The sequence below is a fragment of the Streptomyces sp. NPDC038280 genome (genome assembly GCF_055600045.1).
In genome coordinates, this window is record NZ_JBVJYZ010000028.1 from 41,766 (window position 1) to 56,084 (window position 14,319).

Sequence of the window (14,319 nt, forward strand, 5' to 3'; positions counted from 1 at the left end):
GAACACACGCGCCCCCCGGCTCATCTGAAGTACGTACATGCGTACGACGCAGCAGGGGCGCGTACGGTTGCGCGCTCTCCCGCCCGCCCCTCCCACCTCAGGCCGTGGCGGGCTCCTCCTCACCGATGAAGGTGCGCCACAGCGTGGCGTACTGCCCGCCGCGCGCCAGCAGCTCCTCGTGCGTCCCGTCCTCCGCGACCCGGCCGTCGGCCATGACGACGACCCGGTCCGCACGGGCGGCCGTGGTGAGCCGGTGAGCGACGACAAGCGTCGTGCGGCGACCGGCGATCCGGTCGGTGGCCTGGTTGACCTGGGCCTCGGTCGCGAGGTCCAGGGCGGCCGTCGCCTCGTCGAGGAGCAGGATGTCCGGGTCGACGAGCTCGGCCCGGGCCAGGGCGATCAGCTGGCGCTGGCCCGCGGAGAGGTTGCGGCCGCGCTCGGCCACCTCGTGGAGGTAGCCGCCGTCGAGCGTGGCGATCATGTCGTGCGCGCCGACCGCGCGGGCGGCCGCCTCGACATCGGCGTCGGTCGCGTCGGGCCGTCCGTACGCGATGGCGTCGCGGACCGTACCGGCGAAGAGGTACGCCTCCTGCGGAACCACTCCGAGCCGGTGGCGGTAGGCCGTCAGGTCGAGGTCCCGCAGATCGGCTCCGTCGGCGGTGACCCGGCCGGAGGTGGGGTCGTAGAACCGGGCGACCAGCTTGACCAGGGTCGACTTGCCCGCCCCGGTCTCGCCGACGAAGGCGACCGTCTGACCGGCCGGGATGCGCAGGTCGATGCCGGCCAGGGCCTCTTCCTTGTCGCCGTACGCGAAGGACACGTCCTCGAAGGCGATCTCGCCCCGCAGCGACGGGACGTCGAGCGGCTCGGGCGCCACCTTGGTGGAGGTCGGCTCCTGGAGCAGTTCCTGCATCCGCTTCAGCGAGACGGCCGCCTGCTGGTAGCCGTCGAAGACCTGCGAGAGCTGCTGCACCGGCGCGAAGAACAGGTCGATGTAGAGGAGATAGGCGACGAGCGCGCCGGTGGTGAGCGTGCCCGCCTCGACCCGGCCCGCGCCGACGATCAGTACGGCCGCCGCGGCCACCGACGACAGCAGCTGGACGAAGGGGAAGTAGATGGAGATCAGCCACTGGCCGCGGACGCGTGCCTGGCGGTAGTGGTCGCTGCGCTCGGCGAACCGGGCGGCGCCGGAGCGCTCGCGGCGGAAGGCCTGCACGATGCGCAGACCGGAGACGGACTCCTGGAGGTCGGCGTTGACGACGCTGATGCGCTCACGCGCCAGTTCGTACGCCTTCACGCTGGAGCGCCGGAAGAAGTACGTGCCGACGACGAGCACCGGGAGTGTCGCGAAGACCACCAGCGCCAGCTGCGCGTCGATGACGACGAGGGCGACCATGATGCCGAAGAAGGTGACGACCGAGACGAACGCGGTGACCAGGCCCGTCTGGAGGAAGGTCGAGAGCGCGTCCACGTCGGTCGTCATCCGGGTCATGATGCGGCCGGTGAGCTCGCGCTCGTAGTAGTCGAGTCCCAGCCGCTGGAGCTGCGCGAAGATCTTCAGGCGCAGCGCGTAGAGGACCCGCTCGCCGGTGCGGCCGGTCATCCGGGTCTCGCCGGTCTGCGCGACCCACTGCACGAGGACGGTCAGCAGCGCGAGCGCGGACGCGGCCCAGACCGCGCCGATGGCGAGCTGGGTGACGCCCTCGTCGATGCCGTGCCGGATCAGGATCGGCAGCAGCAGCCCCATGCCCGCGTCGGTGGCGACCAGCAGCAGGCTGACGAGCAGCGGGAGGCCGAAGCCGTGGAGCAGCCGGCGCAGTCCGTAGGACTCCTCCGGCCTGACAGCACGGGCCTCGTCGACGGCCGGGGTGTCGGTGGCGGGTGGCAGGGCCTCCACCTGGGCGAGCAGTTCGGGTGTGGCGCCGGGGGCGGTGTTCTCCGTCGACTCCTCGTCGCGCACCCACAGGGCCGGGGTGATGCCGCGCTCGGCGTCGAACTGGGCGTCCAGCTCCTCCCGTACGGTGCGGTCCTCGGGCACCTCGACGGGCACGGCCCGGCCCGGCGACACCCCGCCCAGCTCGTCCGGGTCGGTCAGCAGCCGCCGGTAGAGCGCGGAGCGTTCCTGCAGTTCGTCGTGGGTGCCGATGTCGGAGAGCCGGCCGTCGTCGAGCACCGCGATCCGGTCGGCGAGGCCCAGGGTCGAGCGGCGGTGGGCGATGAGCAGGGTGGTCCGGCCCGCCATGACCTGCTTGAGGGCTTCGTGGATCTCGTGCTCGACGCGCGCGTCCACAGCGGAGGTGGCGTCGTCGAGGAGGAGCAGCCGGGGGTCGGTCAGGATCGCCCGGGCCAGCGCGACGCGCTGGCGCTGACCGCCCGAGAGGGTGAGGCCGTGCTCGCCGACCTTGGTGTCGTAGCCGTCGGGCAGTTCGGCGATGAACCGGTCCGCCTGCGCCGCGCGGGCGGCGGTCTCGATCTCCTCCTGGGTGGCGTCGGGCTTGCCGTAGGCGATGTTGGCGCGGACGGTGTCGGAGAAGAGGAAGCTGTCCTCCGGTACGAGTCCGATGGCGGCCCGCAGCGAGTCCAGGGTGAGCTCGCGGACGTCGTGGCCGCCGACGAGGACGGCGCCCCGGGTCACGTCGTAGAAGCGGGGCAGGAGCAGCGAGACGGTGGACTTGCCACTGCCGGAGGATCCGACGACGGCGACGGTCTCGCCGGGCCGGATCTCCAGGGAGAAGCCGTCGAGGACGGTCCGTCCGTCCTGGTAGGAGAAGCTCACGTCGTCGAACTCGACGCTCGCGGGGGCGCTTGCCGGGAACTCCTTGGTGCCGTCGGCGATCGCGGGCTCGGTGTCGATCAGTTCCAGGACGCGCTCGACGCCGGCGCGGGCCTGCTGCCCGACGGTCAGGACCACGGCGAGCATCCGGACGGGTCCGACGAGCTGGGCGAGATAGGTCGAGAAGGCGACGAAGGTACCGAGGGTGATCTGGCCCCGGGTCGCGAGCCAGCCACCGAGGGCGAGCATGGCGACCTGTCCGAGGGCGGGCACGGCCTGGAGGGCCGGGGTGTACTTCGAGTTCAGCCGGATGGTGCGCATCCGCCCGGCGAAGAGCTTGCGGCTGGCGTCCCGGATCTTGCCGGTCTCCTGGTCCTCCTGGCCGAAGCCCTTGACGACGCGGACGCCGGTGACGGACCCGTCGACGACCCCGGCGACGGCGGCGGCCTGCGCCTGGGCGTACCAGGTGGCGGGGTGGAGGCGGGTGCGGCTGCGCTTGGCGATGAACCAGAGGGCGGGAGCGACGGCGAGGGCGACGAGGGTGAGGGGAACCGACAGCCACGCCATGATCACGAGGGAGATCAGGAAGAGCAGGACGTTGCCGATCGTCATCGGCAGCATGAAGAGCAGGCCCTGGATCAGCTGGAGGTCGCTCGTGGCACGTCCGACGACCTGTCCGGTGGACAGCTCGTCCTGACGCCGCCCGTCGAGGCGGCTGATCGTGCCGTACATCTCGGTACGGAGGTCGTGCTGGACGTCGAGGGCGAGACGGCCGCCGTAGTAGCGGCGGACGTACGTCAGGACGTAGACGACCACGGCGGCGGCGATGAGGGCGCCGGTCCAGGTCACGAGCGAGCGGGTCTTGCTGCCGATCACGTCGTCGATGACGACCTTGGTGATCAGCGGGACGAGGGCCATGACGGCCATGCCCGCGAGCGAGGAGCCGAGCGCGAGCATGACGTTCCGCCGGTACCGCAATGCGTACCCGGCGAGCCGCCGGGCCCAGCCGTCCTCTTGTCGAGCCGCCGACGCCACGTGGTGCCTCCCGATCGTCCTGCTCTACCGGAAGGCACCAACGCGACCATCGGCCGATTTCATCCCGCCGCAACAAAGTACGGCCTTTGGTCCTAGGTCGTGTCCGGAAAGTCTTGCCTGGCGTGCGACGCCCTGCACGCACGCTCGCCGCGTTGCCGACATGCCCGAGTAGCTTCGCTACGAGGGCATCCCGGCGCCTTGCGATCGCACGCACCGGACGCCGCGCGCCCCGCCCTTCGGGCGGACGGCCATACTTTCCGGACACTCCCTAGGACTGCGGCGGCGCCGTGACCATGGACTTGGCCGGAGCCTCGGGCACGGCCGGGACGGCCTCCTGCGGGGCGACGGGCGGCTGCACGGCTCCGGAGAAGGACTCGGTGGGGTTGAGGTCCAGGTGGACGACGCGGGCGATGGCCTGAATGGTGTTCACGCCGTCGTTCATGGTCGCGTTGTCCTGGGTCAGGACGTTCATGTGGTACGCCGGGCGCCCGCTCTTGCCGGTGAAGGCGCCGATGCTGTGCACCCGCCAGCCGTGCGTGGCCCGCGGCAGCCAGCCGTTCTTGACCTGCACGGCGACGGAGGCGGGGGCGCCGGCGGGGGTTCCCCAGCGCTGGGACGCGATGACGGCCCGCATCAGATACAGCTCGTACTGGCGGGACACCTCGTTGAGGATCCCGTTGTTGGGGGTGATGAGCATCCCCAGCAGCCGGGCCTCGTCACGTGCCGTTATCTGCGTGAGCCCCCAGTAACCACCGGGGCCGGGCACGGTCTGCGTCATGCCGACGGCGGCGAGGAAGGCCTTGATCTTCGTGATGCCGAGCTGGCGCCACAGCGTGCTGGTGGCGTCGTTGTCCGACTTGGTGATCATGGCGCTGGCGAGGTTCTTCTCGGTGTCGGTCAGGGACCGCCGCTGCTTCTGCGCGTCCAGCAGCAGCGCGCCGAGCACGGTCGCCTTGACGACGCTCGCGGAGTCGTACGTCACGTACGGCCGGTACGAGCAGCTGGTTCCGGTCTTCCGGTCGTACAGCGCGAGCGAGGTCGCGGCGGACCGGCCGCGCAGGGCGACGCCGAGATCCTTGCTGAGCTTGGCGGCGAGCCCGGGCGTGACGGAGGTGCAGGCCACGACGGGGTCGGCGGCCGCGGCGGGGGTGGCGACGCCGGCGGTCGGCACGAGCACGCCCACGGCGAGCGCCACACCGAGGGCGCCGCGCGAGCGGCGGGAGACGGGGCGGGAAGTCAGGTGTTGGGTCACGCCTCTGACGACTCCTCAGCATCGGGAAGGTTGTACGGAGCGGGGGGCTCCGTGGGGTGATGTGCCCGATGCTGCCACGGGAACCTGGCGGGACGGGCGAAATGACCCTTCTGCACGGCGGCGCCCCGGCCATCGGGGGGATGGCCGGGGCGCTGGAGTACCGCGTCCGTCTCAGGCGTACCGCGTTCGGAGCCGTATCGGCGTCTGCGTCCTTCAGAGGTGCGTCGGTTCGAACATGCGCAGGAGGGCCGGGAGGACCACCACCGAGGGGCCCGGGGCCGACAGGGACTTGGTGAGGTCCTCCGTCAGGGACTCCGGGGTCGTGAGGGTCGCCGGGACACCGAAGGACTCCGCGAGGGCGACGAAGTCCGGGCGGGACAGTTCCGTGGCCGTCGCCTCGCCGAAGGCGCCCGTCATGTACTCGCGCAGAATGCCGTAGCCGCCGTCGTCCACGATCAGCCAGGTGACCGGGAGGTCGTACTGCCGGGCCGTCGCCAGCTCCGCGATCGAGTACATCGCGCCGCCGTCGCCGGAGACCGCGAGCACCGGGCGCGTCGGGTCCGCCGCGGCCGCGCCGAGCGCCGCCGGGAAGCCGTAACCGAGGCCGCCGGCGCCCTGCGCGGAGTGCATGGTGTTGGGATGGCGGGCGTCGAAGGCGGACCACGCCCAGTACGCGAGGATCGTCATGTCCCAGAAGCTCGGGGACGTGTCCGGCAGGGCCGCCCGGACCGACGCCACGACCTCCTGCTCCAGCGTCAGGTCCTGCGCCGCGATCCGGGACCTGACCTTCGCCAGGACCTCGGCGACCCGGACGGCGGCCTCGGCGTCCTCGCGGGGCGTCACCGTCTCCAGCAGCGCCTGCAGGCCGAGTCGCGCGTCAGCGTGGATGCCGAGCGCCGGGTGGTTGGACTCCAGCTTCCCCGCGTCCGCCTCGATCTGGACGACCCGGCCACGCGGCTTGAACGTGTGGTAGTTCGAGGAGAGTTCGCCGAGGCCCGAGCCGACCACCAGCAGGACGTCCGCGTCCTCCAGGAAGTCCGTCGTGTGACGGTCCTCCAGCCAGGACTGGAGCGACAGCGGGTGCTCCCAGGGGAACGCGCCCTTGCCGCCGAAGGTCGTGACGACCGGTGCGTTCAGCTTCTCGGCGAGCGCCAGGAGCTTGCCCGACGCGTCGGAGCGCACGACCCCGCCGCCCGCGATGACCGCCGGGCGGGCCGCCCCGGAGAGCAGTGACGCCGCGACGGCCGTCAGCTCCGGTCGCGGCGCGACCTCCTCCGGGGTCGCGTCCATCGCGGTCACGACGGGCAGCGTCGTCTCCGCGAGGAGGACGTCCTGCGGGATCTCCACCCACACCGGGCCGTGCGGCGCCGTCAGCGCGGACTCCCAGGCCGCCGCGATCGCGGACGGGATCTGGGACTGCGTACGGACGGTGTGGACCGACTTCACGATGTCCCGGAAGGAGGCCTGCTGGTCGCGCAGCTCGTGCAGATAGCCGTGACGGCCGCCGCCGAGACCCGCGACCGGTACCTGGCTGCCGATCGCCAGCACGGGCGCCGAGGCCGCAGCCGCCTCCTGGAGCGCGGCCAGGGACATGAGCGCGCCGGGGCCGGTGGAGAGCAGCAGCGGGGCCGCCTCGCCGGTGATCCGGCCGTACGCGTCCGCCGCGAAGCCCGCGTTGTTCTCGACGCGCAGTCCCACGTACGAGAGCGAGGAGCGGCGCAGGGCGTCGAACATGCCCAGCGCGTGCTGCCCCGGCAGCCCGAAGACCGTCGTCGCGCCGAGACCGGAGAGGGTCTCCACGACGAGGTCGCCGCCGTTGCGGCCGGGCGGCGGGTTCAGCGCGGCCCGCGTCTGTGCCTCCGTGGGGCGCAGGACGACGTCGTGGTCGTGGGTCACTTGGAGGTCCGGGAGGCCGCGATCTGCCGGGACATGATCGTGGTCAGCTCGTACGCGGTGTGCGAGGCGGCCACGGAGGTGATCTCGGCGTGGTCGTAGGCCGGGGCGACCTCGACGACGTCGGCGGAGACCAGGTTGCAGGAGGACAGCCCGCGCAGGATCTCCAGAAGCTCGCGGGAGGTCATGCCGCCCGCCTCGGGGGTGCCGGTGCCGGGCGCGTGGGCCGGGTCGAGGCAGTCGATGTCGATGGAGATGTACAGCGGGCGGTCGCCGATGCGCTGGCGGAGCTGGTCGGCGACCTCGTCGGCGCCGCGGCGGTAGACGTCGGAGGAGGTGACGATGCCGAAGCCCATCTTCTCGTCGTCGGTCAGGTCCTGCTTGCCGTACAGCGGGCCGCGCGTGCCCACGTGGGAGAGCGCCTCGGTGTCGAGGATGCCCTCCTCGACGGCCCGGCGGAACGGCGTGCCGTGGGTGTACTCGGCGCCGAAGTAGGTGTCCCAGGTGTCGAGGTGCGCGTCGAAGTGGAGCAGCGCGACCGGGCCGTGCTTCTTCGCCACCGACCGCAGCAGCGGCAGCGCGATGGTGTGGTCGCCGCCGAGGGTCATCATGCGGGCGCCGGTGCCGAGGAGGTCGTCGGCCGCGGCCTCGATCGTCTCGACGGCCTCGTGGATGTTGAACGGGTTGGCGGCGATGTCACCGGCGTCCGCGACCTGGGCGAGGGCGAACGGCGAGGCGTCCTGGGCCGGGTTGTAGGGCCGCAGCAGACGGGACGCCTCGCGGATCGCGTTGCCGCCGAAGCGGGCGCCGGGCCGGTACGAGACGCCGGAGTCGAAGGGCACGCCGACGACGGCGACATCGGCGGTGCCGACCTCGTCGAGGCGCGGCAGCCGCGCGAACGTCGCCGGTCCGGCGTACCGCGGGATGCGGGACGAGTCGATGGGGCCGCGCGGCGTCCCGTTGCTGCTCATGTGAATGCCTTCTTTCCAGCGTTTCGATATGGTTTGAGTTTAATTGGCCCCGGGGACCACGGGTGCCACGGGGACGGGCTCCTCGGCCGCCTCGGGCACCCGGCCGGCGAGCCGGTCGCGCCAGGCGGCGAGGACGGCGGCGTCGGTCGGCGTGGTCGCCAGCGAGACGATCACATAGGCCGCCAGGGACAGCAGCAGGCCGTAGTAGACGGGCTCGTTGGCGAGGATGCCGTAGGTCGCCATGAGGCCGATGACGGCCAGGCCACCGACGATCACCGAGGAGAGCGCGCCCTGGACCGTGCCCCGGCGCCACAGCAGACCGCCGAGGATCGGGACGAGCAGGCCGCCGACGAGCAGGTTGTACGCCACGGTCAGCGCCTGCACGACGTCGTTGAGGGCGATGGCGATGCAGATGACCGCGACACCCATCAGCAGGATGAAGGCACGGTTGCCCTTCACCTCGTCGTGGGCCTCGCCGTCACCGCGGGACACCGCGCCCCGCAGCCGCGACCAGATGTCGTTGTTCGCCACCGTCGCACAGGCGATCAGGGCGCCGGACGAGGTCGACATGACCGCCGCGAGGGCCGCCGCGAGGACCAGTCCCCGCACGCCCATGGGCAGTTCGTCCTTCACGATCGTCGCGAAGGCGTCGTCGGCGCTCGGCAGCGTGGGGTACAGCACCTTGGCGGCGGTACCGATCACCGCTCCGGCGAGGGCGTAGACCAGGCAGTACGTACCGGCGACCGTGCCGCCCCAGCGCGCCACCCGGTCGGTGCGGGCGGTGAAGACCCGCTGCCAGATGTCCTGACCGATGAGCATGCCGAAGGTGTAGATGAGGACATAGGTGAAGATCGTCTCGCCGCCTATGCCGAGCGGCTCGAAGTACTCGGTCGGCAGCTGCGCCTTCATCTCGGCGAAGCCGCCCGCCTTGATGACGGCGATCGGCAGCAGCAGGATCAGCACGCCGATGGTCTTGACGACGAACTGCACCATGTCGGTGAGCGTGATCGACCACATGCCGCCGAGCGTGGAGTACGCGACCACGATCGCGCCACCGAGGATGATCGACAGGGTCCGGTTCAGGTCGAAGAGGACGTCGAAGATCGTGGCGTACGCGATGGTCGAGGTGACCGCCAGCATCAGCGTGTACGCCCACATCACGACACCGGAGATCACTCCGGCCCGGCCGCCGTAGCGCAGGTCGAGCATTTCGGAGACGGTGTAGACCTTCAGGCGCGCGATGCGGGCGGAGAAGAAGACGGAGAGCGCGAGCAGGCCGAGGCCGATGGTGAAGACCATCCATGCGCCGGAGAGTCCGTACGTGTAGCCGAGGCCGACGCCACCGATGGTCGACGCGCCGCCGAGGACGATGGCGGCCATGGTGCCGGAGTACATCCAGGGCCCGAGCCGGCGGCCCGCCACCAGGAACTCGCTCTTGGACTTGGCGCGGCGCATGCCCCACCAGCCCATGGCCAGCATGCCGGCCAGATAGACGACGATCACTGTGTAGTCGACGGCCATGGGGCCCTCCTTCGCTCACTTCGGTGGCGTGTCGTGCGGGTGGAGTGCTCCTGAGGCTGTTCACGGGGACATCCGCCCGTACCCGTGGCCTCTGGATGGGGTCGACAGTAAGTGGCCGGAAAGCGACGCTGAAGTGTACGTTTCCTCCACTGCTCACACGCTCGATGGATGGAGTGTCCATGTCGGAGCCGATGGCTGCCCCGCCCACCCCTCCCATCACCCTGGTTTCGCTGCTGGCGCGCGAGGAACTGGGGCTCGTCCTGATCTCGGGTCCCGGCGACGCGGACATCCACTGGGTGCACACCTCGGAGATGGCCGACCCCTATCCGTACCTTCTCGGCGGGGAGCTGCTGATGACGGCGGGCGTGCAGCTCACCGACCCCGAGCGCTACGTCTCCCGGCTCGTCGAGGCAGGAGCGGCGGCGCTGGCGTTCGGAGTGGCCCCGGTGTACGACACCGTGCCCCAGGACCTGGTGGACGCCTGCGCCCGGCACGGACTGCCCCTGCTCGAAGTACCGCCGAGAACCCCGTTCACGACGGTGGCCCGGGCCGTCTGGCGGCTGATGGCACAGGCCCGTCACCACGAACTGCGCCGGGTGACCGAGGCCCAGCAGTCCCTGGCCACGGCGGCGGCCCGACCGGACCCGGTCCCGGCGGTGCTCCGGGCGCTGGCGGCGCGGCTGGGCGGCTGGGCGGCCCTGTACGGCCCCGAGGGCGGGCCCCTCGCCGAGTCCGGGAGGGAGCCCGCGCCGGACGCCCGCACCGCGCTGGCCCCGCTCGTCCGTGTCGTCATCGGATCCGGGAGCGAGCAGCCCGGGCCGGGGGAGACCACAGCCCCGCCCGCGCGCCCCGCTCCGGCCTCGGCCACCGACACCGTCCCCGGGGCCCATCTCGCCGCGTATGCCCTCGGCGGCGCCCAGGGCCTCGCGCTCGGGATCGCCGCCGAGCGGCGCGAGCCCGGGGACCACACCATCGCCGGGGTCGCGGTCGTCCTGCTCTCCCTGCTCACCGCGCCCCACCAGGGCGCCGACGAGGCGGCCCGCTCCGCCGCGCTGGTCAGGCTCCTGCTGGGCGCCTCCCCCGCCGAGGCGGCGCCGCTGCTCGGCGGCGGGCCGTGGACCGTGGTCCACGCGCGCGGCGAGGGGTCCCCGCCTTCGTTCGGCAGCCCGTTGACCGATGCGACCGCTGACGGGGTACGCGTCCTGCTCCCGGCAGACCGCGAGGTGACCGCGCAGCCCGGCTGGGTCCTCGGGGTCAGCGCGCCCGCCACCGCCGAGGGCCTTCCCGAGGCGGATCTCCAGGCGGCGAGGGCCGTCCGCCGCGCCGAGGCCACCCACACCCCGCTCGCCCGGCACCGCGAGGCCGGGCTCGCCGGCCTGGTCGGCGCCGAGGAGGCGGCCACCCACGCCCGCCGGGTCCTCGCGGCCGTGGCGGACTCCCCCGCGCTCGTGGAGACCCTGCGTGCCTGGCTCTCCCTGCACGGGAGCTGGGACCGTACGGCGACGGCGCTGGGCGTCCACCGCAACACGGTCCGCCAGCGGATCGCCCGCTGCGCTGCGCTGCTGGAGGCGGATCTGGACGACGCGGACGTGCGGATGGAGCTGTGGTTCGCGCTGAAGTCGCTCGAGTCGCCGTGAGATCCGCGCGGGGCCGCGGCCGCCGACGCCGTGACAGTGGTCGTGTCTGTCGTTGGGGCAGTCGTTGTGAGATGAACGACCCGCTCTGGACAGCGCCGGTGACTGGTAGGTAACTTAAGGCTGAGCAAGCGCTTAGACAATCGCGTACCAGACTCCGGAGGAGGCGGCTCGATGCGCCGTACCGTATTCGACGAGGACCACGAGGCGTTCCGGGAGACCATCCGGGCCTTCATCGAGTCCGAGGTCGTCCCCGTCTACGACGAGTGGTTCGCGGCGGGCCAGGCGCCTCGCGACTTCTACTACAAGCTCGGCGAGCTGGGCGTCTTCGGGATCAACGTCCCCGAGGAGTTCGGTGGCGCGGGCCTGGACACCCACAAGTTCGAGGCCGTCCTCTACGAGGAGACCTCGCGCGCGGGCGTCAACTTCGGCGGCTCCGGCGTGCACGTCCTGCTCGCCCTGCCCTACATCAAGCTGCTCGCCGACGACGAGCAGAAGAAGCGCTACCTGCCGAAGTTCGTCTCCGGCGAGGAGATGTGGGCGCTTGCGATGACCGAGCCGGGCACCGGCTCCGACGTCGCGGGCATGAAGACCACCGCCAAGCTCTCCGAGGACGGCACGCACTACGTCCTCAACGGCTCCAAGACCTTCATCACCGGCGGTGTGCACGCCGACCGTGTGATCGTCTGCGCCCGCACCTCCGCCCCGAGCGCCGAGGACCGCCGCTTCGGCATCTCCCTCTTCGCGGTGGACACCAAGTCCGAGGGCTACTCCATCGGCCGCAAGCTGGACAAGCTCGGCCTGCGCACCTCCGACACCGCCGAGCTCGCGTTCGTCGACGTCAAGGTGCCCGTCGAGGACCTTCTCGGCGAGGAGAACAAGGGCTTCTACTACCTCGGCCAGAACCTGCCGTCCGAGCGCTGGGGCATCGCCTTCGGCGCCTACGCGCAGGCCAAGGCCGCCATCCGGTTCGCCCAGCAGTACGTGAGCGAGCGCACCGTCTTCGGCAAGCCGGTCGCCTCCTTCCAGAACACCAAGTTCGAACTGGCCGCCTGCCAGGCCGAGGTGGACGCGGCCGAGGCCGTCGCCGACCGCGCCCTGGAGGCCCTGGACGCGGGCGAGCTCACCGCCGCCGAGGCCGCCTCCGCGAAGCTGTTCTGCACCGAGGTCGCCCACCGCGTCATCGACCGCTGCCTCCAGCTGCACGGCGGCTACGGCTACATGAACGAGTACCCGATCGCGCGCCTCTACGCCGACAACCGCGTCAACCGCATCTACGGCGGCACCAGCGAGGTCATGAAGTCGATCATCGCCAAGTCGATGGGCCTGTAGGGCCTGTGACCGAGGCGCTCGACAGCCTGCTCGATCTGCTCGACCTGGAGCAGATCGAGCAGGACTACTTCCGGGGGCGGTCACGTTCGGCGATCGTGCCCCGTGTGTTCGGCGGACAGGTCGCGGCCCAGGCTCTGCTCGCGGCCGGCCGCACGGTCCCCGCGGACCGCACCGCGCACTCGCTGCACGCGTACTTCCTGCGCATGGGCGACCCGGGCGCGCCGATCGTCTACACGGTCGACCGCATCCGGGACGGCCGCTCCTTCACCACCCGCCGGGTGGTCGCCGTCCAGCACGGGCAGCCGATCTTCCATCTCTCCGCGTCGTTCCAGACGTACGAGGAGGGCCTGGAGCACCAGGCGGACATGCCGACGGCGCCCGACCCCGAGTCGCTTCCGACGGCGGCGCAGACGCTGCCGCTGCACGCGGACCGGTTCATCCACCCGGAGACGGCGGAGCGGTTGCTGGAGGCGCGGGCCGCGGTCGATCTGCGGTACGTGGACGCGCCGCCCTACGCCACGGCCGGACAGCCGCGCGAGCCGCGCTCCCAGGTCTGGTTCCGTACGAACGGCAAGCTGGCCGACGACCCCCTGCTGCACGTCTGCCTCGCCACGTACGTCTCCGACATGACACTGCTCGACTCGGTGCTCCTGGCACACGGGCGCGGCGGTTGGGCGGTCGGCGATGTCGTCGGCGCGTCGCTGGACCACGCGATGTGGTTCCACCGGCCGTTCCGCGCGGACGAATGGCTGCTGTACGACCAGGAGTCGCCGTCGGCGTCCGGCGGGCGCGGTCTCGGCCAGGCCCGGATCTACACGCAGGACGGGCGGCTGGCCGTCACGGTCATTCAGGAAGGCGTGGTGCGCGTCCCGCACTGACGCGCACCACGTCCGGCCCCGCTCCCAGCGCCCCCAGCGCCCGTCCGCGCTGATGCAGCCCGCCGCGATCGGACATACCGTCAGTCGCATGGCGGAGCAGGGTGACAGCGTGGTGACCGTGATCGTCGCGGCGGTGGCGAACCTGGGGATCGCCGCCGCCAAGGCGGCCGCGGGCGTCGTCAGCGGATCGAGCGCGATGCTGTCCGAGGCCGCCCACTCGGTCGCCGACACCGTCACCGAGCTGCTGCTCCTCACCTCGCTCAAGCGGAGCGTGAAGCCCGCCGACGAGGAGCACCCCCTGGGCTACGGCCCCGAGCGCTACATCTGGGCGCTGCTCGCGTCGGTGGCGACCTTCGTCGGCGGCGCGGTCTTCTCCGTCTACGACGGCGTCCACACCCTCGTCCAGGGCGAGGAGCTCGGCGACCCGCTCGTGTCGTACCTCGTGCTGGGCGTCGCCTTCCTCCTGGAGGGCTACTCGCTGCGCACCGGCATCCGGCAGCTCCGCGGCGAGGCCGAGCGCTTCGAGGCGCCGCTGGGCACCTATCTGCGTCACACGCCCGACACGGCGGTCAAGGCCGTGGTCCTGGAGGACTCGGCGGCCCTGGCCGGGCTGATGCTGGCGGCCGGCGGCCTCGCGGGCGCCCACATCACCGGATCGGGCGTGTGGGACGGCGTCGCCTCGATCCTGATCGGCGCGCTGCTCGTGTACGTGGCGTGGGTGCTGGGCCGCTCCAACGCGGAGCTGCTGATCGGGCGCCCGCTACCGGCGCCGATGCGGGAGGCGGTGGTCGAGGAGATCCTCTCCGTGCCGCACATCACCGGCGTACTGGAGCTGACGACGCTGATCCAGGGCCCGGACGAGGTCCTGATCGCCGCGAAGGTCGACTTCCGCGACGTGGCGTCGGCCGAGCAGGTGGAGTGGGCCTGCGACGAGGCGGAGGCCCAGCTCCGCGAGCGCTTCCCGGCGGTCCGAAGGGTGTATCTGGACCCGACGCCAGGGGTGGCCGGGAGAGGGCCTGCGGGAGGGTGA

General features: G+C 71.7%; 9 protein-coding genes. 4 read left to right on the top strand and 5 right to left on the bottom strand.

Annotation, left to right across the window (positions count from 1 at the left end; all coding sequences use genetic code 11):
• Positions 1–97: 97 nt before the first annotated feature.
• From ACZ7J0_RS33265 to ACZ7J0_RS33285, 5 genes are all read right to left on the bottom strand, one after another.
• Positions 98–3,808, bottom strand: coding sequence for an ABC transporter ATP-binding protein (locus tag ACZ7J0_RS33265; RefSeq protein WP_470893725.1), 3,711 nt, complete (start codon positions 3,806–3,808; stop codon positions 98–100).
• 268 nt (positions 3,809–4,076) lie between these two features.
• A complete protein-coding gene (locus ACZ7J0_RS33270) occupies positions 4,077–4,985 on the bottom strand; it encodes a serine hydrolase (protein WP_470893767.1) in 909 nt (302 codons plus the stop codon).
• Between the two features lie 288 nt (positions 4,986–5,273).
• Complete coding sequence (locus ACZ7J0_RS33275) at positions 5,274–6,956, bottom strand: thiamine pyrophosphate-binding protein (RefSeq protein WP_470893727.1); 1,683 nt, start codon at positions 6,954–6,956, stop codon at positions 5,274–5,276.
• Complete coding sequence (speB, locus tag ACZ7J0_RS33280; RefSeq protein WP_470893729.1) at positions 6,953–7,924, bottom strand: agmatinase; 972 nt, start codon at positions 7,922–7,924, stop codon at positions 6,953–6,955. The genes ACZ7J0_RS33275 and speB overlap by 4 nt, the downstream gene beginning before the upstream one ends.
• 39 nt (positions 7,925–7,963) lie before the next feature.
• Positions 7,964–9,445: a sodium:solute symporter family protein gene (locus ACZ7J0_RS33285; RefSeq protein ID WP_470893731.1), complete on the bottom strand. Its 1,482-nt coding sequence runs from the start codon at positions 9,443–9,445 to the stop codon at positions 7,964–7,966.
• A gap of 179 nt (positions 9,446–9,624) precedes the next feature.
• Between ACZ7J0_RS33285 and ACZ7J0_RS33290 the strand changes: the two genes are divergently transcribed.
• From ACZ7J0_RS33290 to ACZ7J0_RS33305, 4 genes are all read left to right on the top strand, one after another.
• Positions 9,625–11,082, top strand: coding sequence for a PucR family transcriptional regulator ligand-binding domain-containing protein (locus tag ACZ7J0_RS33290; protein WP_470893732.1), 1,458 nt, complete (start codon positions 9,625–9,627; stop codon positions 11,080–11,082).
• Between the two features lie 171 nt (positions 11,083–11,253).
• Entirely contained in the window at positions 11,254–12,411 is a 1,158-nt protein-coding gene (locus tag ACZ7J0_RS33295) for an acyl-CoA dehydrogenase family protein (RefSeq protein ID WP_470893734.1), read from the top strand.
• Positions 12,412–12,416: 5 nt separating this feature from the next.
• Complete coding sequence (gene tesB / locus ACZ7J0_RS33300) at positions 12,417–13,289, top strand: acyl-CoA thioesterase II (RefSeq protein WP_470893736.1); 873 nt, start codon at positions 12,417–12,419, stop codon at positions 13,287–13,289.
• 88 nt (positions 13,290–13,377) lie between these two features.
• Entirely contained in the window at positions 13,378–14,319 is a 942-nt protein-coding gene (locus ACZ7J0_RS33305; protein ID WP_470893738.1) for a cation diffusion facilitator family transporter, read from the top strand.

Bases quoted from the DNA above. Each gene is read 5' to 3' on its own strand.
- ACZ7J0_RS33295 (WP_470893734.1), top strand. From the start codon at position 11,254: ATGCGCCGTACCGTATTCGACGAGGACCACGAGGCGTTCCGGGAGACC.
- ACZ7J0_RS33285 (WP_470893731.1), bottom strand. From the start codon at position 9,445: ATGGCCGTCGACTACACAGTGATCGTCGTCTATCTGGCCGGCATGCTG.
- speB (WP_470893729.1), bottom strand. From the start codon at position 7,924: ATGAGCAGCAACGGGACGCCGCGCGGCCCCATCGACTCGTCCCGCATC.
- ACZ7J0_RS33290 (WP_470893732.1), top strand. From the start codon at position 9,625: ATGTCGGAGCCGATGGCTGCCCCGCCCACCCCTCCCATCACCCTGGTT.
- ACZ7J0_RS33305 (WP_470893738.1), top strand. From the start codon at position 13,378: ATGGCGGAGCAGGGTGACAGCGTGGTGACCGTGATCGTCGCGGCGGTG.